Source organism: Desulfopila sp. IMCC35006 (genome assembly GCF_005116645.1).
In the GTDB taxonomy this organism is placed as follows: Bacteria; Desulfobacterota; Desulfobulbia; order Desulfobulbales; family Desulfocapsaceae; genus Desulforhopalus_A.
The window spans coordinates 37826-56162 of record NZ_SWCM01000023.1; the positions used below are offsets into that span (position 1 = coordinate 37826).

General features: G+C 51.1%; 17 protein-coding genes. 4 read left to right on the top strand and 13 right to left on the bottom strand.

Features of this window, described 5'->3' with window-relative positions; genetic code table 11:
- The first annotated feature begins 1 nt into the window (after window position 1).
- From groL to rpiB, 3 genes are all read left to right on the top strand, one after another.
- A complete protein-coding gene (groL, locus tag FCL47_RS23040) occupies window positions 2–1660 on the top strand; it encodes a chaperonin GroEL (RefSeq protein ID WP_136816071.1) in 1659 nt (552 codons plus the stop codon).
- Between the two features lie 406 nt (window positions 1661–2066).
- Complete coding sequence (locus FCL47_RS23045; protein ID WP_136816072.1) at window positions 2067–2273, top strand: hypothetical protein; 207 nt, start codon at window positions 2067–2069, stop codon at window positions 2271–2273.
- 84 nt (window positions 2274–2357) lie between these two features.
- Entirely contained in the window at window positions 2358–2804 is a 447-nt protein-coding gene (gene rpiB, locus FCL47_RS23050) for a ribose 5-phosphate isomerase B (RefSeq protein WP_136816073.1), read from the top strand.
- 40 nt (window positions 2805–2844) lie between these two features.
- Here rpiB and pntB read toward each other — a convergent pair whose 3' ends face one another.
- The 7 genes from pntB to nifE all read right to left on the bottom strand — a co-directional run bounded on the left by pntB (window position 2845) and on the right by nifE (window position 11679).
- On the bottom strand, window positions 2845–4242 hold the full coding sequence (gene pntB, locus FCL47_RS23055; RefSeq protein ID WP_136816074.1) for a Re/Si-specific NAD(P)(+) transhydrogenase subunit beta: 1398 nt from the start codon (window positions 4240–4242) through the stop codon (window positions 2845–2847).
- A gap of 10 nt (window positions 4243–4252) precedes the next feature.
- On the bottom strand, window positions 4253–5806 hold the full coding sequence (locus tag FCL47_RS23060; protein ID WP_136816075.1) for a Re/Si-specific NAD(P)(+) transhydrogenase subunit alpha: 1554 nt from the start codon (window positions 5804–5806) through the stop codon (window positions 4253–4255).
- Between the two features lie 690 nt (window positions 5807–6496).
- Window positions 6497–6697, bottom strand: a complete 201-nt coding sequence (locus FCL47_RS23065; RefSeq protein WP_167496611.1) for a helix-turn-helix domain-containing protein — start codon at window positions 6695–6697, stop codon at window positions 6497–6499.
- Window positions 6698–6913: 216 nt separating this feature from the next.
- Window positions 6914–7333, bottom strand: coding sequence for a hypothetical protein (locus FCL47_RS23070; protein WP_136816077.1), 420 nt, complete (start codon window positions 7331–7333; stop codon window positions 6914–6916).
- A 133-nt stretch (window positions 7334–7466) separates the two neighbouring features.
- Window positions 7467–8744 (bottom strand): radical SAM protein, encoded by a 1278-nt coding sequence (locus FCL47_RS23075; protein ID WP_136816078.1) that lies wholly within the window; start codon window positions 8742–8744, stop codon window positions 7467–7469.
- A 224-nt stretch (window positions 8745–8968) separates the two neighbouring features.
- Window positions 8969–10321: a nitrogenase component 1 gene (locus FCL47_RS23080; protein WP_136816079.1), complete on the bottom strand. Its 1353-nt coding sequence runs from the start codon at window positions 10319–10321 to the stop codon at window positions 8969–8971.
- 2 nt (window positions 10322–10323) lie between these two features.
- A complete protein-coding gene (gene nifE / locus FCL47_RS23085; RefSeq protein ID WP_136816080.1) occupies window positions 10324–11679 on the bottom strand; it encodes a nitrogenase iron-molybdenum cofactor biosynthesis protein NifE in 1356 nt (451 codons plus the stop codon).
- A gap of 158 nt (window positions 11680–11837) precedes the next feature.
- On the opposite strand from nifE, the gene FCL47_RS24490 reads away from it, so the two are divergent.
- A complete protein-coding gene (locus FCL47_RS24490; protein ID WP_153306391.1) occupies window positions 11838–12086 on the top strand; it encodes a hypothetical protein in 249 nt (82 codons plus the stop codon).
- Between the two features lie 310 nt (window positions 12087–12396).
- Here the strand turns inward: FCL47_RS24490 and FCL47_RS23095 are convergent, their stop codons facing one another.
- The 6 genes from FCL47_RS23095 to FCL47_RS23125 all read right to left on the bottom strand — a co-directional run bounded on the left by FCL47_RS23095 (window position 12397) and on the right by FCL47_RS23125 (window position 18116).
- Window positions 12397–14973, bottom strand: a complete 2577-nt coding sequence (locus FCL47_RS23095) for an ATP-binding cassette domain-containing protein (RefSeq protein ID WP_167496612.1) — start codon at window positions 14971–14973, stop codon at window positions 12397–12399.
- 274 nt (window positions 14974–15247) lie between these two features.
- Window positions 15248–15580, bottom strand: coding sequence for a DUF5320 domain-containing protein (locus tag FCL47_RS23105; RefSeq protein WP_136816083.1), 333 nt, complete (start codon window positions 15578–15580; stop codon window positions 15248–15250).
- A 27-nt stretch (window positions 15581–15607) separates the two neighbouring features.
- Window positions 15608–15808 (bottom strand): hypothetical protein, encoded by a 201-nt coding sequence (locus FCL47_RS23110; protein ID WP_136816084.1) that lies wholly within the window; start codon window positions 15806–15808, stop codon window positions 15608–15610.
- 67 nt (window positions 15809–15875) lie between these two features.
- Window positions 15876–16199 (bottom strand): DUF134 domain-containing protein, encoded by a 324-nt coding sequence (locus tag FCL47_RS23115; RefSeq protein WP_136816085.1) that lies wholly within the window; start codon window positions 16197–16199, stop codon window positions 15876–15878.
- A gap of 255 nt (window positions 16200–16454) precedes the next feature.
- On the bottom strand, window positions 16455–17690 hold the full coding sequence (gene trpB / locus FCL47_RS23120) for a tryptophan synthase subunit beta (RefSeq protein ID WP_136816086.1): 1236 nt from the start codon (window positions 17688–17690) through the stop codon (window positions 16455–16457).
- A 105-nt stretch (window positions 17691–17795) separates the two neighbouring features.
- Complete coding sequence (locus tag FCL47_RS23125) at window positions 17796–18116, bottom strand: hypothetical protein (protein WP_136816087.1); 321 nt, start codon at window positions 18114–18116, stop codon at window positions 17796–17798.
- Between the last annotated feature and the right edge of the window lie 221 nt (window positions 18117–18337).

Below are 18337 nucleotides of genomic sequence, written 5' to 3' on the forward strand. Positions count from 1 at the left end.
AATGGCTGGAAAAGAATTAAAATATGGAGTGAAAGCCCGCGAGTCGATTCTTGCAGGTGTAAACATCCTGGCAGATGCGGTAAAGGTAACTCTTGGTCCTAAAGGTCGTAACGTCCTGATCGAAAAATCCTACGGTGCACCCACCATTACCAAAGACGGTGTGACTGTCGCCAAAGAGATCGAGGTAAAGGATAAGTTTGAGAACATGGGTGCCCAGATGGTCAAGGAAGTTGCTTCGAAGACTTCCGATGTTGCCGGTGACGGTACCACAACCGCAACCGTTCTGGCTCAGGCGATATATCGTGAGGGTGTCAAGCTGGTTGCTGCCGGCGGCAATCCGATGGAAATCAAGCGCGGTATCGACAAAGGTGTCGAGGTCGTGGTTGCAGAACTGGCCAAAATCGCTACCCCGACCAAAGAGCAGAAAGAGATCGCTCAGGTTGGAACTATCTCTGCCAACAGCGACGAGACCATTGGCAAAATCATTGCCGAGGCCATGGACAAGGTTGGTAAAGAGGGCGTCATTACGGTTGAAGAAGCAAAATCAATGGACACCAGTCTTGATGTCGTTGAAGGTATGCAGTTTGATCGCGGATACCTCTCTCCCTATTTTGTCACCGATCCGGACCGTATGGAAGTCAGCATGGACGATCCCTACATCCTCCTGGTAGAAAAGAAAGTCTCCAGCATGAAGGATCTTCTCCCGGTACTGGAATCTGTCGCCAAGATGGGTAAAGGACTGTTCATCATTGCTGAAGACGTTGATGGTGAAGCTCTTGCCACTCTCGTTGTCAACAAGCTGCGCGGTACCTTGAATGTTGCCGCAGTCAAGGCGCCAGGTTTTGGCGATCGTCGTAAAGCAATGCTCGAAGACATCGCTGTTCTCACCGGTGGCCAGGTTATTACCGAGGACCTCGGTATCAAGCTGGAGAACGTAACTGTCAATGATCTTGGAACCTGCAAGCGTATTACCGTTGATAAAGACAACACAACCATCATCGATGGTGCCGGTGATAAAGATAAGCTTGCCGCCCGCGTAAAGCAGATCCGTACCCAGATCGATGATACTACCTCTGATTACGATCGTGAGAAGCTCCAGGAGCGTCTTGCTAAGTTGATTGGCGGTGTTGCCGTTATCAATGTTGGTGCAGCCACCGAGATTGAGATGAAAGAGAAAAAAGCCCGGGTTGAGGATGCGCTCAATGCAACTCGTGCCGCAGTTGAAGAAGGTGTTGTTCCTGGCGGCGGTGTTGCCTATATCCGTTGTCTCACCGCTTTGGCCGCGCTTGATTTGCCCGGCGAGCAGATAGCAGGGAAAAACATTCTGCTCCGCGCCCTTGAAGAACCCATTCGTCAGATCGCCAACAATGCCGGTCGTGAAGGATCGGTGATCGTTGAGCATGTGAAGACCTTAAAAGGTGCAATGGGTTTCAATGCTGCCACGGAAGAGTATGAAGACCTCATCGCTGCCGGTGTTATCGATCCGGCAAAAGTTACCAGAACCGCCCTGCAGAATGCTGCGTCGGTTTCCGGTATGCTGCTGACCACCGAGTGCGTTATCGCCGAAGCCCCTGAAGAGGCTGGTGCCGGCGCTGGTGGTGGAATGCCTCCAGGCATGGGCGGCATGGGTGGTATGGGCGGAATGGGCGGAATGATGTAACCGTTTTTTCAGTTCACCTGCTTTATGGTAGTAAAAAAAGGCCCCTTTTTAGGGGCCTTTTTTTTGTCTTGACGGCAGCGTTATCTGCCTGCCGTCAAGTGTGGTACCGCTGGCAGGAAGGCAGAGGCTAAAATTTCGTGGCTGCGCCGACTTTTTTAATTTCCAGGCTTCTGTCTTTTGCCAGGGTTTCAGGAGGTAACAGCCTGTGAGAACGGAGTAAGAAGCACTATGTGTCACTTGACTTTGCTCTCTGCAATTCTTAGATAAGTTAGTGATGCATTAGCAGAAACACGACGCTTGCCAATGTTTTTCCTAACCCCGGCAAACAGGATGCAAGCCGGGATTTTTAATGCCCGTTGGGGGTGGTTTTTTTCAGATTATCATGTAAACACTGGAGGTGAACAGAATGAATACCCCAAGTAGTCACTGTCCCGGATTTGAATCTTTTAAAAACTTGAAATCGTTCATCTGTAAATGTAGTCATTGTGGTGCAGAAGTTGAAATCTTTTCCGATGAGTTCGATCATGAGCACACCTGTAAGAAATGCCATAAGCCACTGGATTTTAAGCAGTGCACCTATGCCGGCGGCGCCTCTGATCCGACGCCAAGGTAATCCTCAGTGAATTGCCTGTTCTGCTCTGCGAATATGCAAAACGCAGTAAGACGCCATGTGGCTGTATATTAGGAAACTGATGGGATGAAGATTGCGCTTGGAACCGATCATGCCGGCTATAAAATGAAAGAAGTTATCAAAGCCCACGCAATGAATAAGGGCTATCAGGTAATCGATTTTGGAACGGACAGTGAAGAAGCTGTTGATTATCCTGACTACTGTCGCCCTGCTGCCGAAAGTGTTGCGAAGGGTGAATGCGAGTATGGCGTGGTTTTTGGCGGGAGCGGCAATGGTGAGGCGATGGTCGCCAATAAAGTGCCGGGTGTTCGCTGCGGGGTTTGCTGGAATGTCGAAAGCGCCCGTTTAGCCAAAGAACATAATAATGCCAACATGATTGCTCTGGGCGAGAGGATGATTTCCCTGGAGGAAGGGATCAAAATAGTGGATGCCTGGTTGAATGCTGAATTCCAGGGAGGCAGGCACCAGAAAAGAATTGATAAGATAGCCCTGGCAGAGCGGAATACATGCTGAGAGGCAATAAAAAAGAAATTATTGCCTCTCAGAATAGAGATTAATCCAGGTTTTTCAATACGCCATCCAGGCTTTCCCGGGCATCGCCAAACAGCATCCGGGTATTTTCCTTATAAAAAAGTGGGTTGTCCACCCCGGCATAGCCGGTTGCCATGGACCGCTTCAGGACGATCGTTGTTTTACCTTTCCAGCATTCCAGCACCGGCATCCCGGCAATGGGACTGTCCGGGACTTCCTGTGCAGCCGGATTGACGATGTCATTGGCACCGATTACCAGCGAGACATCGACCTCAGGAAAGTCATCATTGACCTCATCCAATTCAAAGACGATATCATAGGGTACTTTGGCCTCGGCCAGCAGCACGTTCATGTGTCCCGGCATACGTCCGGCGACCGGGTGGATAGCAAAACGGACATTAATTTTTTTCTCGCGCAGTTTGCGGGTGATCTCATGTACGGTATGCTGGGCCTGGGCAACGGCCATGCCATAGCCCGGGATTATCATGACTTCTTTTGCATTCAACAGCAGGTCGGCTGCCTCTGCACCGTCAATGGCGATTATATTTCCGGCATCTCCCTCAACTCCGGCAGCCGGTGCACCGCTTGAAGTTCCAAAGCCGCCGGCGATAACCGCAATGAATTTCCGATTCATCGCCCGGCACATGATATAACTCAGGATGGCGCCGCTGCTGCCAACCAGCGCACCCACCACGATGAGCAGATCGTTATTGAGCATAAAGCCGGTAGCCGCCGCAGCCCACCCGGAATAGCTGTTCAGCATGGAAATGACCACCGGCATATCGGCCCCGCCAATGGCCATGACCATATGCACTCCGAAGGCTAGGGCGATTATGGTCATCATGACCAGAGGCCAGCTGCCGCCGCCCAGCGCCGACTGGCCGACGAATATATTTCCCAGCCATATGGCGCCGATAAGCAGAGCAAGATTGAGCCAGTGCCTGGCCGGAAGAAGCATCGGCTTGCCGCTGATTCTGGCGCTCAGTTTGAGAAAAGCAACAATCGAGCCGGAGAACGTGAGGGCGCCGATGAGTACGCCCAGATATGTCTCAATGTCATGGATGGTCTTGTCGATGCCGGCAAGGCCCGTGTCATGGCCGATAAAATTAGCAAAACCAACCAGTACCGCGGCAAGGCCAACAAGACTGTGCAGGATCGCCACCAGTTCCGGCATCTGGGTCATCTTGACTTTCTTGGCAACCAGAAGCCCGATAGAACCACCGATGGCAATGCCGGCAAATAAGATAAAATAGTTGTCCGAAACAATACCGATAATAGTGGCCAGCAGTGCGAGGAGCATGCCGAACATGCCGAAATAATTTCCCCGTCTCGAAGTCTCCGGCTGGCTCAAACCACCCAGGGCGAGGATGAACATGATAGTTGCGCCGATATAGGCTACGCTGACAATACCTTGTGACATGTGTGTCCTCCTACTTTCTGAACATGGCCAGCATGCGATGAGTGACGGCAAAGCCGCCGAAAATATTTATGCTGGTAATCAAAACAGCGATTCCGGCCAGAAACATGATCAAACCACTTTGAGACGAGATCTGCAGCAGCGCACCAATGACGATGATGCTGCTGATCGCGTTGGTGACACTCATAAGCGGTGTATGCAGCGACGGTTTAACATTCCAGACAACCATATATCCGACAAAACAGGCCAGGACAAAAACAGTGAAATGGGACATGAAGGCCGGAGGGGCAACGCTGCCCAGGCCCAGTAAGGCAAGAGCGCTGACGATGATTAACAGAAACAGACCGAGCGGGTTTTGTTTTTTTTCGACTTTCGGCTGTTTCGTGGCCGATGCCGGCTGCTTTTTAGGCGTAGCTGAAAGTTTCGGCGCAGGCGGAGGCCAGGTGATTGCACCATTTTTGATGACCGTGGCGCCGCGAATTATCTCATCTTCCATGTTAAGAGCAATCACACCATCTTTTTGCGGTGTGAGATCCGTCAACAAATGACGGAGGTTGGTGGCATACAGCTGGCTGGACTGGGTGGCGAGGCGTGACGGCAGGTCGGTGTACCCGATGATGGTTACTCCGTGTCGCACCACCACGTTATCGGCTTCGGTGAGTTTGCAGTTGCCGCCGTTTTCGGCAGCAAGATCGACAATGACACTGCCTTCCTTCATGGATTTGACCATGGCTTCGGTGATCAGTTCGGGGGCCGGTTTGCCCGGGATGAGTGCGGTGGTGATAATAATATCGACTTCTTCGGCCTGGCGGGCAAAAAGTTCCATTTCAGCCTTGATGAACTCATCACTCATTACCTTGGCATAGCCGCCCTCGCCAGAACCGTCTTCCCCCGGGAAATCGAGCATCAAAAATTCGCCATCCATGCTCTCGACCTGTTCCTTCACCTCGGGACGCGTGTCAAAGGCCCGGACGATTGCGCCCATACTTCTGGCGGCGCCGATTGCCGCAAGGCCGGCGACTCCCGCCCCGATAACCAGCACTGTTGCCGGGGGAATCTTGCCGGCCGCAGTGATCTGGCCGGTGAAAAATCGGCCAAAGTGCTGGGCCGCTTCAACGACGGCCCGATACCCGGCGATATTGGCCATCGAACTCAGCGCATCCATCTTCTGGGCCCGGGATATTCTCGGGATGGAGTCCATTGCCAGCACGGAGATTTTTTTCTGGGCCAGGTTTTGCAAAAGCTTCTGATTTTGCGCAGGCTGAATAAAACTGATGAGGGTCTGTCCTTCCCGGAGCAACGCCACTTCGTCCAGAGGACCATCGGGATCTGATTCAGGTGGCCGGAGTTTGAGGATGATGTCCGATTCGCGGTACAGCGTCTGTGCATCGCTTTCTATCCTTACGCCAACGGCACGATACGCCTCATCGGGAAATTTTGCGGCGGAACCGGCACCTGATTCAATGCTGATTTCGAAACCGAGCTTTTTAAGCAGTTCGGCTGCTTCAGGCGTCGTCGCCACCCGCTTCTCGCCGTTGTGTATCTCTCTTGGTACACCGATTCGCATGCTTTATCTCCTCTTCATTGAGTGCAGTAGAAAATTTTTCCGTGAAGGAACGTATACCGCGCTGCTAAGCGGGGCTGGTAAGACAATGGAGTTGGTTGAAAACGTATTGGCTCAGGGGAACTCCCCGAAATGAGCATCATTTTTCACTATAATACTTAGCCTGCCAAAAAGCTTTGCGGGGTAAGTTCCGGCACAAAATAATTTTCTGGTCAAAACCCCAGGCACTATATTTATCAGTCGCTAATCCGCAAAAAATAATCTGATTACCCCTCAAGCTCAGCTTGTCGAAATGGAAGGGTGTGGGCTGTTTGTTTTACGGGTCTCTGCAGCCAAGGATGGCTGCAGCGAAGCCCCCAGGGATGGGTTTACGGCGTCCCGGGAAACGAACAGCCCACACCCTGGTTCAGTAGCTTAACATTAGGGGTAATCACAAAAAATAATATCTGTTCTGAGAAAAGACAATACATCTTATAGAGATGCAGCTCCGGTTCGGTAGGCCATTTCGTCGTGAAACTAGCCAGCCATAACAAGCTGATTGATTTAATTCCGCGCTGCGGGCAGCAAGCTGCAAGAATGAACTGCCGACAGAATATTTACTTGTGAAAAAATATGAAAAGATGCAACAGGCTACGCTGAGACAGGTACGTCCCTCGAAGAGTTCCGAGGGACGTTGTCAGGATGGCGTCTGTTTCAGGCCATTTTGCCTTTGCTCTGAAAGTCGTAGAGGCAACAGGGGTCGATGAAAATTTTGCTCTGTTGCCTGATGGCGCGTAATACACCATGCTCGAGTAACTGGTAAACCACTTTTCGTCCTACCCCGAGGAATCTGGCGGCCTCAGGAACAGTTACGAGATCAGGGAGTTCACGATGAATAGGAATTCTTTTTTGCATAGCCTTGCATGAGTAAAGATTATTGTTAAGACATTTGTTGATTGAGGGCATCTGGTTTCGTGCCACAATGTGAGACAATAGTCATAATATTTTTTCTTGCAGGCGATGATTGCGTAATTCTGCGGCTTTCTGGCGGCTTTACCAACCAGAAAGCCGTATTAGAGCTGTGAAAAGAACAGCTTGGCGTGGTTTTTTTCGAGTGGAAAAATTACAGAATTATGGGAATTTTATCGTTATTTTTTCGTCGCCACCTTCATGCTTGGATTTAATTTTCAGATCCATGCTGTTATTGCGGATGCCAAAGGCGAGAGTTGTTTCCGCTTTGCCCCCTTCAAGATGGGAGATTTCCCTTACCGCGTTAATGATTTTTTCGGCTATCGGGCCACCGGGGGAAGGAAGGTCTGCTTTTCTGTATTCGGCGGTTACTTTTACGCCTTCTTTTTTGGTGTTGGCGATGGTTATTTCTTTTGCATTACTGTTAATCCCGTGCAGAATGGCCAGGGCGATCCATTTCAATGCCGCCTCGTCAGTGTCGGACTCGCCCTTTACCTTGGACATTTCTTTGAGGGGGTCGTTGGTGGCAAAGCAGTCGCAAAGACCTTGGACTTTTTGGTGCAAGCTTCCAGTATCTTTCATAATATTCTCCTTTGTTTAGGGTGGCAGGCATTCGGTTATCAGAAATTGATTCCGGATGCCTTACGCAAACAGGAAAATCGCGTACTGATATAAATAATCACCTTTCTGCCTGACACAAATGCAAAAGAGAAATTTAACCGCATCCACCGCCCGATCCACTGCAGCTGCCGTCGGCACAGGAGACTTTTCTACCTTTGAGCGATGAGGTTTTTCTGTTTTCGTAAACCGCCTGCAAGCCTTCTTCGATAAATCCGGCTGCTTCGATCGGCTTTATCCCGGACTTGGAAAGTATCTCCAGGGGCGTTGCGCCGATGCCGCTGATCAGCACGGCACGGCAGTCGCCGAGGATTTTGGCCAACTGATGCCAGCGCTTGATTCCACCGCCGACTCCGGGCCCTGAACGATCCTCGACCTTGTGATAGGAGCCGTCAAGCTGCTCCCAGATTTGAAAGGTGCGTGCCTCACCGAGGTGCTGGTTGATCAGTATTCCTTCTTCTGTCGCAACGGCCACATACGGGCGCATTTCGGCAGGCATTGGTTTGAGTGACGAACAGGCGGTCAGGCAGCTTCTGAATTCTTCGGTACGATCATCGTCCAGCAGACCTACCGCATCGGCCCGGCAGCGCGTGCAGTGACGCATCTGCGGTAGATACTCTTCAGCCTTGGCACGAAGCCGTTCCATCAGTTCTTTATCCGGCTGGGCAAGGTGGCCAAAGGGGGTGTTGACGTTGGGAAACATGGCCATGCAGTTGAGCAGGTCAACACCCAGTTCCTTCATGGTTCGGGCGACATCTTCAATATGGTGGTCATTGATTCCCGGGACGACAATGCAATTGACCTTTACTGTAATGTCATGGGCCTTTAATTTTTTGATTGCCGCAAGCTGGCGGGACAGCAGGATTTCCGCCGCTTGCAATCCATGATAGATCACCTTTCCGTCTTGTACCCAGGAGTAAATCTTTTGGCCAATCTCCGGATCAACTGCACAGACGGTGATAGTTACGTGGGAGACTTCTATTTCCGCCAAGGCCTCAATGTAAGGCCCGATGGCCATGCCGTTTGAGGAAACACAGAGAAGGGTTTCCGGGTGATTTTTCCTGATCGTGCGCATGGTGGCGATGGTTTCCGGACCATTGGCAAAAGGGTCGCCGGGCCCGGCAATGCCAGCCACGCTGATCCGGGGTTCCTTTTCCAGCACCCGCTGCATATAGACACCGGCTTGCTCCGGGGAGAGGACGGTGCTGGTGACACCTGGCCGTGACTCATTGACACAGTCATATTTACGATCGCAGAAGTTGCATTTAATATTGCATTTGGGCGCTACGGGCAGATGTACTCGGCCGAATTTCCCTTTAGCGTCGGCATTAAAACAGGGGTGGCTGCGAAAATCTCTTTTCTCTGAATTTTTCATGTTATGTCCTTTGATGGTGTCGTAAAAACCCCCAAAAGGGGAGAGGTGTCTTCATATTCTTCGTTGTACCCCAAGGGCACTTCCTTCGGGCGTTGCGTTTTGCCATCATTACGGCGAACTCTAGCACACCATAACAATAGAAACATTCACCCCTCGAACAGAAAGTTTTTTACTTAGCCATCGTAAAAATTAGGTTTTTAAAAGGTTGTCGTTTTACGAGCCCATCACATATAACTGTAGCCGACGGGGGAATCGCCCTGCTTTTTTTCAATAACGGTATTGGTGATAAGATCAAACAATGCCTGCGCACCGTGATACCCGAGATGCAGAATCCGCTGCCCACCGATGCGGTCATGGATGGGAAAGCCCACTCGAATGAGGGGAAGATTCTCTTTTCTGGCAAAGGCATATCCCTTTGAATGGCCGATAACCAGGTCGACCTGCAGCTCTCTGGCCATGGTTTCGATATCGAAAAAATCGACATCTTCTTTTACCACCGGAAGTTCACAATCCATCCCTGCAAGGGCAGCGGCAACACCGGATGCCATTTTTCCGCTTTTACCGCCGGAGGCGCACAGGACGACATGAATGCCGATTTCAGCGAGAAAGGAGGTCATGCCGACAACCAGATCTTCTTCCCCGTAGACCACCGCCCGTTTGCCGAAAATATATTTATGGCCGTCGACCATACTGTCGATCAGTCGTCCCCGGGCCGCTACATATTTGGCCGGAATTTTGTTGCCGCTGAGTTCTGCCAGCCGGGCAAAAAGGGTATCGGTCGCCCGGATGCCAATGGGCAGCCCGGTCTGATACAGTTTGGTGCCGAACTTTCGTTCAAGTACTTTGCCGCCGGTTTCAGCCGGCAGCGTTGCGCCGAACTCTATGCTGGCCCTGGCTCCGCTCATGGCCCTTATTGCCGCCAGAGGCGTGCCGCCTTCGGGGATAAGTGGATAATCGTTCAGTGCCTGGCCATCGAGCGTGTCCGAGTAGTCAGGGAGAATTGTCGCATCGAGGTCAAAGTCACTGCATACTTCGCGGAGATACCGGATGTCGGCGGGGGAGATAAACCCGCTGAACAGGTTGATGGTTGCATTCGGTTCCGATTCGACGGTCAGCTGGTCGACAATTTCTTTAATGGCGGCATTAAAGCCTTCCATGTGGGTCCCGGCATAGCTTGGAGTCGAGACATGGACCACCAGCGGGGAGTCGGCAGTGCCGAACTCTTTCTGGTACTCCGCAAGGATCATCGGTACATTGTCGCCAATGGTTTCGGTCAGGCAGGTTGTCGCGACCCCGATGATCTTCGGCGCGTATTTGGTGGTGACGTTTTTCAGGCCGAGTTTCAGATTTGCTCCGCCACCATAAATGGCCTGTTTTTCGCCCAGGGAGGACGAGGCGATATCGATGGGTTCGTTAAAATGACTGATAATATAACGGCGCATATAGGTGGCGCATCCCTGGGAGCCGTGCAGGAAGGGGACGCAGTTTTCGATACCCCGGAAGGCAAGCGACGCACCGAGGGGTTTACACAGTTTGCAGGCATTCGTGGTTGCGGTATAACTTGGCATTGTGGTCATGATTAACCCTCCTTGGATCTACGGGGGACAAATTTCCAGACAGGGCTCATTACCGAGCCGTATACCTCGCGGGCAAAATTCATCATGCCCTGGAAACCTGCCAGCATCTCCTTTCGTTCGTGATTGTGGTCGCAGAAAGCCACCCCGAGTTTGTAGGCGATGGGCCGTTCCTTGACTCCGCCGACAAAGACATCGACGTCCTTTTCTTTTAGGAAAGAGGAGAGCTCGAGGGTGTTTGCATCGTCGACGATGATGCACCCTTCGTCGGTTATCTCTGCGAGTTCGTTATAATCTTCCTTGGTGCCGGTCTGGGAGCCAACCATGACCACGTCCATGCCAATGAGCCGGAAGGCCTTGACCAGCGAAAAAGCCTTGAACGCGCCGCCGACGTAAATGGCCGCTTTTTTACCGGTAAGGGCTTGTTTGTATCTGGCCAGCTCCGGCAGCAGGGTGACGAGTTCGTCCTTGACCACCTGCCTGGCCTTGGCGAGCATTTCCGGGTCATCAAAGTGGCGGGCGACGGAGTAGAGGGCTTCGGCCATATCTTCGATGCCGAAATAGGAGACCCGGATGGAGGGAATGCCATAGCCGTCTTTCAGCATATTGGCCAGATCCATCGTCGCACCGGAACACTGGACCACATTAAGTGCCGCCCCATGGCAGCGTTGAATGTCGGCGACCCGGCCGTCACCGGTAATATTCGCAACCACTTCAATGCCGATGCGCTCGAAATATTCGCGGATCAACCATATTTCACCGGCCAGGTTGAAATCGCCCAGAATGTTAATGGAATGTTTGGAGATGTTGCTGATATCTCCCATGCCAACCAGCCGGGACATGGCATTGCAGGCGGCTTCATAGCCGCCCCGCTTGTTGCCTTTTTTAAAACCGGCTGATTCGACCGGCAGCACCGGGATTCCTTTTTCTTCGGAAGCCTTTTTACAGACGGCCTCCAGATCGTCGCCAATAATTCCGACAATGCAGGTCGAATAGACAAAGGCGGCCTTGGGCTGATGGAGATCGATCAGTTCATCGAGGGCTTTGGCAAGTTTTTTCTCCCCGCCAAAGATAACATCGAGTTCCTGCAGATCAGTGGAAAAAGACAGCCGATGCAGTTCAGGCCCTGACGACAGCGCGCCGCGAATGTCCCAGGTGTAGACGGCACAGCCTATCGGGCCATGAACCAGATGGATCGCATCGGCGATGGGATAGAGGACTACCCGTGAGCCGCAGAAGACACAGGCCCGCTGGCTTACCGCTCCGGCAAGGCTTTCCTTATTGCAATCAATTTCAAATGGGGAAGAGCCCTTGCGGTGAATCTGTTTTGATCGGTCTTTTAAAAGAGGTGCTGTGCTCATATTGTCATCCTTTGTCGTCAAGGTAAGGTTGATCGTTTCATATTCCCTCTTGAGCAAAGGATGTGCCAGATGATTTATTGTCGTGTTAATCCTATGAAATCAATCTGTTATGTTTTGAAGCCGGTCTTTTCCCGGTGGGGAATGCGAGGAGACTGTTTGTGCGGAATCCTACAAAAAAGAAGGATGGCTACCTGTTTTGTAGGATGTTTTGTCGTTGCTGGGGCGATGCCATCGCAATGTCGAAGCTATTGCGGAGAGGATTATTTTTTGACCTTTTTGCTGCCAGCGTCCATCCCATCGAGCTTTTTGGTCATAAACCAGATTATACAGGCCGGCCGAAACTTACAAAAAAGTTGCGGATCACTGCAGGCAAGACATTCTTCGCAGAGAGCAACATTGTTTTTTAAGCACACGTAGCTGGTTTCTCGATCAGGGTGATTGATACACGTCGGCATGGTTATTTATCCTTCTGTACTGGGTAAGAATTGCAGCCTGCCTGCTGCTCCCTCAGCTGCATTGATGCGGAAATGGGTATAATCCGGTTGGCATCCAACCGGGCGCATAATTTCCTAGGTCCTACGGTATGCTATCAATAATAACCATACAGGTTTGTCCAGCAACTATATGGTAACGTTACTTGCCGGGCAAACCGTCACTGCGGTAACGGTTTTGCTCGCATCACCTGTAAAGTAAAACAATGTTCAATGCCCGGCAGATTCACTGAGCTTTCGGGGGAGTGTTATTATGATAGAGCCGGTACAATGCACCTTCTTGGCGCATGAGTTCCTCGTATGTCCCGTCTTCGACGATTGCACCGTTATCCATCACGATTATACGGTCATAGAAATGCGCGAGATCCAGGCGATGAATGATGGAGATGATTGTCTTGTCTCTGAGGGATTGTGAAATATACTCCTGAAACATCGATTGCGAAATATTATCAAGGCTTGCCGTTGCTTCATCCATTATGAGAACGGGGGCGTCGGTGAGCAGGGCTCGGGCGATGGCAATTTTTTGTTTTTGTCCCCCGGAAAGATGGCTTCCCTGGCTGCCGACAATGAAATCGAGACCAAGATCAATAATTTCTTCCAGAAGTCCTCTGCGTTTAAAGGTGTCCCAGGCGAGTTCTTTGAGTTGCAGAATGTCTTCAAATGTCTTCTTGACCGAGCCCATTAATATATTGGTTCGGATATTACGATTATAAAGATAGCCTGAGTAACAGTAGGTATTGAATTCACTTTCCTCATTGTCCTTTGTGGATGTTTCCGGGTCGAACAGTTCTCCCGAACGGTGCTCATGGCCGTGGCAATTGCCAACCTTTTGCATTTCAGAGAGAAAGTACTTTCTGGCCGAGAGAATTTTTTCGGTAAATTCCGGCTGCAGGCGAATCTGTCCATGTTTTGCCGGTATATAACGCAGAGCAAGGAGCAGCAGACGATTTTTTTCCTCGCGGGTCAACCTGACGGCATCATCCAGGTGGTTCAGGATATCGGCATATCTGTCAACTTCCACAGCTTCCATGGGACTTTTGGTAAAAAACGATTCGTCAGTCGTGGTCTGTTGCAGCATCTCCATGGTAATTCGGGCCAGGGCAAGGCCAAGACCGAGCAGGTCGTTTTTAATATCGGTTTTCTCCATTAAAACGAGAAATTTCTCGTTGGTCGGCAGTTTATCGATTGCCAGTTTTCCGCTCTCGCATTCACCGAAGATGAGATTGTCGCGCAGGGTGGCATAGTGAAGAAACGCATCAGGGTCGTAGAACTCCACGACCTCTTCGAATTGACTCCTGAGCTCATGATGCACGATCTGTCTCATCTTCAGGACATGTTTCTGGAGCTTGCGTGCCTCCTTAACGGGGGGGATAGAGCTCATTCCCAGCCAGATTACGTCCTTTTCCAGGCCGATGCTTTGAATGATGCGGCGTATGCGCGCACGGATTTCCGTGTGCGAGCCGCTGTTTGCCGGTGTCTCAGGCAAACCGTACATGATATTTTCCGCAATCGTTCCTGAAAAAATAAATGGGCGTTGCGGGATCATGGCAATTCGGGAGCTGATAAACTCCGGGGAGCAATGGGTCATGTCCCGACCCTGGAAATGGATGGTGCCTTCTGAAGTTTGATACAGGCGGGCCAGCACCAGGGCAAGGGTGGATTTACCACATCCTGACGCTCCTATCAGGGCGATATGTTCACCTTTGCGTATGCTCAGGCTGACGTCACGCAGGAGGGTGACGTTGCCGGGGAGGTTATAATAGATATGGCAAAGCTCCAGGTAGGCAGCGGGTGAAATGACCTGCGCTGCAGCCGGGGGCGGCAGTGTTTCATGATTCTCGAAAAGTCTGGTGATCTGTTGATAGCTGACAAGGGCATTTTGATATTCTTGATAAAAAAGGCGGAGCTCCTGCCAGGGATCGTACAGCTTTTCATGGGCGGAGAGAAATGCCACCAGGGCGCCAAGGCTGAACTGGCCGTTGATTGCCAGATGGCCGCCGACTAGAAATAATAAAAAAGGCCCCAGGGCCTGGAAAAAATTACCCGAAAATTTAATGCCGAATTTAAAGATATTGAGGGTGATGATTATGCGGTAGAGTTTGGCTATTATCCGGCTGATCCTGTCTTTTTCAAACTGGTATCTGTTATAACTCTGAATCTCCACGATTCCGCTGATGGCCTCATTGACGGTGTCGCTCATCTCCCGCACGGTGCTGATGCGTTTTTGATTCCAGGTGTTGAACTTTTTTTGCAGCAGGGGAATGAGGACGATTTCAAACGGATAAACAGCGATGGTAATGAGGGTCAGCGTACGGCTCAATGAAAACATATAGCTGAACACGACGACATAGGTAATTATTGAGGTGAGTGGAACGGCCAGGGCCTGGCCCAGAAAAGCACCTATGGCATTCAGTTCTCCGGTAATGGCCGAGATGGCTGACCCCGGCCGCAGGCCCCGGTAACGCTGGAGTGGCAAATGCAGCACGTGCAAATAGAGTTCTGTCCGCAAGCCGATGAGGATTTTCTGGCCAATGATCACCTGGAGCATGTTGATCAGGTATTTACTCAACCCGGCCAGGAGAACCGCTGACAGGTAGAGGCCGCAATACCACAGAAGCAGGTGCTCATCTCGTTGGCTGATGGCTTCATTGACGATTCTTTTCTGCAGCTCCAGCGGCACAACCTTGAAAAAAACGCCCATCAGAATAATGGCCAGCAGGAATAGCTGCAATCCGTGATGTTTACGGAAAATCCAGTAATAAAGGGACCGTTTGGTGATGGGCACTTTTATTTTATGGTACATTGCGGGTATCCAGATAGATCGTAGCAAGGACATTCTATTTGGTCTTCTGACCGACTGTGGTTGGAATAAAGCGGAAGTGACAAGACGAGTTGGCCTGAGCCGGACGGCCATCTGGAAGTATATGATAACGTGTAATATTCCCTTACAGTACAATGTCGACTGTGACTGCGCTGTCTCGGCCTGGACCCTGGTGGAAATTTCTGTGAAGTTGTTGCCATTACATTCTCAACTCTGCTTTTGGTGAGCGTAATGGCAACACTTTCTTATTCCTGTTTTATTCCGACTTCTGCTGCAAATCGTCAATTCGTTTTTTTATCGTTTGCAGACTGCTTTCCAGATTCTGCGCCTGCCGGGTGAGGTATTCCAGCTCATCCGTCGGGGCGGCCGCGCCCATGGGCGAAGAGACAGTGCGTCCTTCTACCCCGAACCCCCGTCCAAAGCCCCGGCCTGCTCCACCGCCATAAAAACCGCCTCTGCGGCATCCTCGGCCAAATCCGTATCCTGCAGCAGCGCCTGCGCCTGCTCTATTGGTCGTGTTGCAGAATCCTCTTTGTCCACCGGTCATTGCTCCACCACCCATTGGTCCGCTTCTGTCAAATCCTGGCATGATTCAACCTCCTGTTCTCACATTGATTTAACCTTGACTGCGCCGGCCGCCTTTGCCTCCACCGCCACGACCCTGGCCGCCTCCGCTTCCATCCCGGCGACCCTGGCCGCCACCACGGCCCAATCCTCTGCCGCCGGGAGTGCATCTTTTGTTGGTGTTGTCCTGTTTGTTGTTTTCGTTATTGTTGGGGCCGGTATTATTCGGTCCGCCGCCGTTTCCTTGTGGCATGAGAGTACCTCCAGTTGTGTTTTTTCATTGAATTTTTCGGGGAAAATCCGAAAAATCAATGGGCAATTTATTGGCGACCCCTTTGCCGCCGTCGTCGATGTCCACCATGCAGTGCATACATGCCCCCGCCAAAGCAAATCCTTTTTCCGGTTACGAGTGCCTCGGCAACGATCTTGCGCGCCTCGGCCAATACTCTGCCGTAGGTCTGTCTCGATATATCCATTTGCTCGGCGGCAGCCTCGTGCGATAGACCTTCGAGGTCACTCATGCGTATGGCTTCCATTCCTTCCACCGATAGATTGACAGTGCCGGTGGGCGCCATGTTTTCAGGCAGGTACCCGGACATCAACGGATGGTCCGATACAAGTCGCATTTTTTTCGGTCTTGGCATGCAGTGCTCCGTTTATGGGTATTTGCTCATAACGTAATGCCGGGCGGTGTGCTTGGCAAGTTTTATTTTGGTCGTACGACCAAAATAAATTGCGGTTTTGCATCTGGATCGCTATGCGTCAGGATTTTTTGGGAAAAAACAAGGGAATGGCAAGTGGGGTACGCACTGGCCATGGTAAGCGGGAATACAGGCGGGAGGGGAAAGCCCGATCGACTGTCTCCGCAAGAGGAGACAGTCAGGGGGTTGCCGGTGTTTTCAGGCCATGCTCTTTTTCGCTTCGTCGATGTTGAAACCATAGTTTTCCGTGACGAAGCCGAGGTCTTTATCGCCCCGTCCGCTCAGGTTTATCAGAATACTGCCGTGTTTCATTTCTTTGGCGTATTTCATGCAATAGGCAACGGCGTGGGCGCTCTCAAGGGCTGGAATAATCCCTTCGACGCTGCTGAGCGTATAAAACGCATCAAGTGTTTCCACGTCATCGGCTATTTCGTAGCTGATACGCCCTTCGTCTTTCAGAAGACTGTGCTCCGGGCCTACGCCGGGGTAATCGAGTCCGCTGGCGATGGAATAAACCGGAGCCGGTTCGCCTTTTTCGTCCTGAAGCAGGTAGCATTTAAACCCATGGATAATGCCTGGCCTGCCGAAAGTCGCGGTGGCCGCATGGTCGCCAAGATTGAGTGAACGTCCTCCGGGTTCGACGCCGATGAGTTTGACGGGGTCGTTGATAAAGCCTGAGAAAATGCCCATGGCGTTACTGCCGCCACCGACGCATGCGCAGACCACATCCGGTAAGCTGCCGGTCATTTCCAGGAATTGTGCCCTGGATTCAATGCCGACAATGGCCTGGAAATCACGCACCATCATGGGGAAAGGGTGGGGGCCAACCACCGAACCGATACAGTAGATTGAGTTGACCGGGTCTTTCAGGTAGGCCTGGAAAGCCGAATCGACTGCTTCCTTCAGGGTTCTGAGCCCAAAAGAAACGGGCACTACCGTGGCGCCAAGCAGTTTCATGCGGATAACATTGGGTGCCTCTTTGATAATATCGACTTCGCCCATATGGATTTCGCATTCCAGGCCAAAATAGGCCGCCGCGGTTGCCAGGGCCACACCGTGTTGTCCTGCACCGGTTTCGGCGATTAATTTCTTTTTCCCCATGTATTTGGCCAGCAGCCCCTCGCCCATACAGTGATTGAGTTTGTGAGCCCCGGTATGGTTAAGATCTTCACGCTTGAGATAGATCTGGCTGCCGCCGCACATCTTCGACAAACGATCCGCGTGGTATATCGGAGTCGGCCGTCCCTGATAGTGTGTCCGAATGGAGCGCAGTTCTTCGATAAATCGATGGGTTTTGCTTATGGTGAGATAGGCATCGGTGATTTTATCCATTTCCTGCTGCAATTCAGGTGGGATATATGACCCACCGTAGGCACCGAAGTGCCCGGTGGAATCAGGATGCTGGTCTGGATAGCGAGAATAATCTTTGGTCATGGCGGTTCCTTCCTGTTTAAGGTTGTGTGCGTTAAAGAATGAACAGGATAGTATATAAATTGAACCGTATTTACAAGAAGAAGAAGGGGAATTTTTACGGCACCATCACTCTTGGAATGCAAGAGCGATGGTGCCGTCTGCTTCATTGGGGACCATTTGATAGGTCCCCGGAAAGGAGATGATGAGATTATGCGCTTTGCCTTCGGTTGTAAATTGTGCAGCGATTGCCTCACGTTTGTCCATATCTGACTCAGAATTGAACAGCAGACTCACCTCCTCGCCTTTTTCCTCCATGCGCAACAAAAATGCATTATGTTCGACGAAAACGAGGTCTTCGTAGCAATAAGCCACATGGAATCCCAGATTTTCCAGAAGATTTTTCAGGAGTCCAAGGGGCCTGTATGGAACCGGTGCATTGCTCGTCACAATATTCTCCTTCGCAGAATAAGACAAATGGTTGTGGCCTGCTATTCGGTCTTGCCGAGTGTTCGAATAGAGGCAATATTATCCCAGCCATAATCAGTAATATCCGGTTAAGAACTTGCAGGTGGTTTCTTTAATCGTTTAAGGAGCTTTTTTCGTTTTCGATTTTGTATCGTTGATTGCGCCACAGCTTGTTGTGTTGCTTCATTTCGAATTTGATTGCG

What these genes read in the sequence shown, in the direction of transcription:
- pntB (WP_136816074.1), bottom strand. Translation starts at nt 4,242, where the DNA reads ATGTCACAAGGTATTGTCAGCGTAGCCTATATCGGCGCAACTATCATG.
- FCL47_RS23070 (WP_136816077.1), bottom strand. Translation starts at nt 7,333, where the DNA reads ATGAAAGATACTGGAAGCTTGCACCAAAAAGTCCAAGGTCTTTGCGAC.
- FCL47_RS23075 (WP_136816078.1), bottom strand. Translation starts at nt 8,744, where the DNA reads ATGAAAAATTCAGAGAAAAGAGATTTTCGCAGCCACCCCTGTTTTAAT.
- groL (WP_136816071.1), top strand. Translation starts at nt 2, where the DNA reads ATGGCTGGAAAAGAATTAAAATATGGAGTGAAAGCCCGCGAGTCGATT.
- FCL47_RS23095 (WP_167496612.1), bottom strand. Translation starts at nt 14,973, where the DNA reads ATGTACCATAAAATAAAAGTGCCCATCACCAAACGGTCCCTTTATTAC.
- FCL47_RS23105 (WP_136816083.1), bottom strand. Translation starts at nt 15,580, where the DNA reads ATGCCAGGATTTGACAGAAGCGGACCAATGGGTGGTGGAGCAATGACC.
- FCL47_RS23060 (WP_136816075.1), bottom strand. Translation starts at nt 5,806, where the DNA reads ATGCGAATCGGTGTACCAAGAGAGATACACAACGGCGAGAAGCGGGTG.
- FCL47_RS23065 (WP_167496611.1), bottom strand. Translation starts at nt 6,697, where the DNA reads ATGCAAAAAAGAATTCCTATTCATCGTGAACTCCCTGATCTCGTAACT.
- nifE (WP_136816080.1), bottom strand. Translation starts at nt 11,679, where the DNA reads ATGAGCACAGCACCTCTTTTAAAAGACCGATCAAAACAGATTCACCGC.
- trpB (WP_136816086.1), bottom strand. Translation starts at nt 17,690, where the DNA reads ATGACCAAAGATTATTCTCGCTATCCAGACCAGCATCCTGATTCCACC.
- FCL47_RS23110 (WP_136816084.1), bottom strand. Translation starts at nt 15,808, where the DNA reads ATGCCACAAGGAAACGGCGGCGGACCGAATAATACCGGCCCCAACAAT.
- rpiB (WP_136816073.1), top strand. Translation starts at nt 2,358, where the DNA reads ATGAAGATTGCGCTTGGAACCGATCATGCCGGCTATAAAATGAAAGAA.
- FCL47_RS23115 (WP_136816085.1), bottom strand. Translation starts at nt 16,199, where the DNA reads ATGCCAAGACCGAAAAAAATGCGACTTGTATCGGACCATCCGTTGATG.
- FCL47_RS23080 (WP_136816079.1), bottom strand. Translation starts at nt 10,321, where the DNA reads ATGACCACAATGCCAAGTTATACCGCAACCACGAATGCCTGCAAACTG.
- FCL47_RS23045 (WP_136816072.1), top strand. Translation starts at nt 2,067, where the DNA reads ATGAATACCCCAAGTAGTCACTGTCCCGGATTTGAATCTTTTAAAAAC.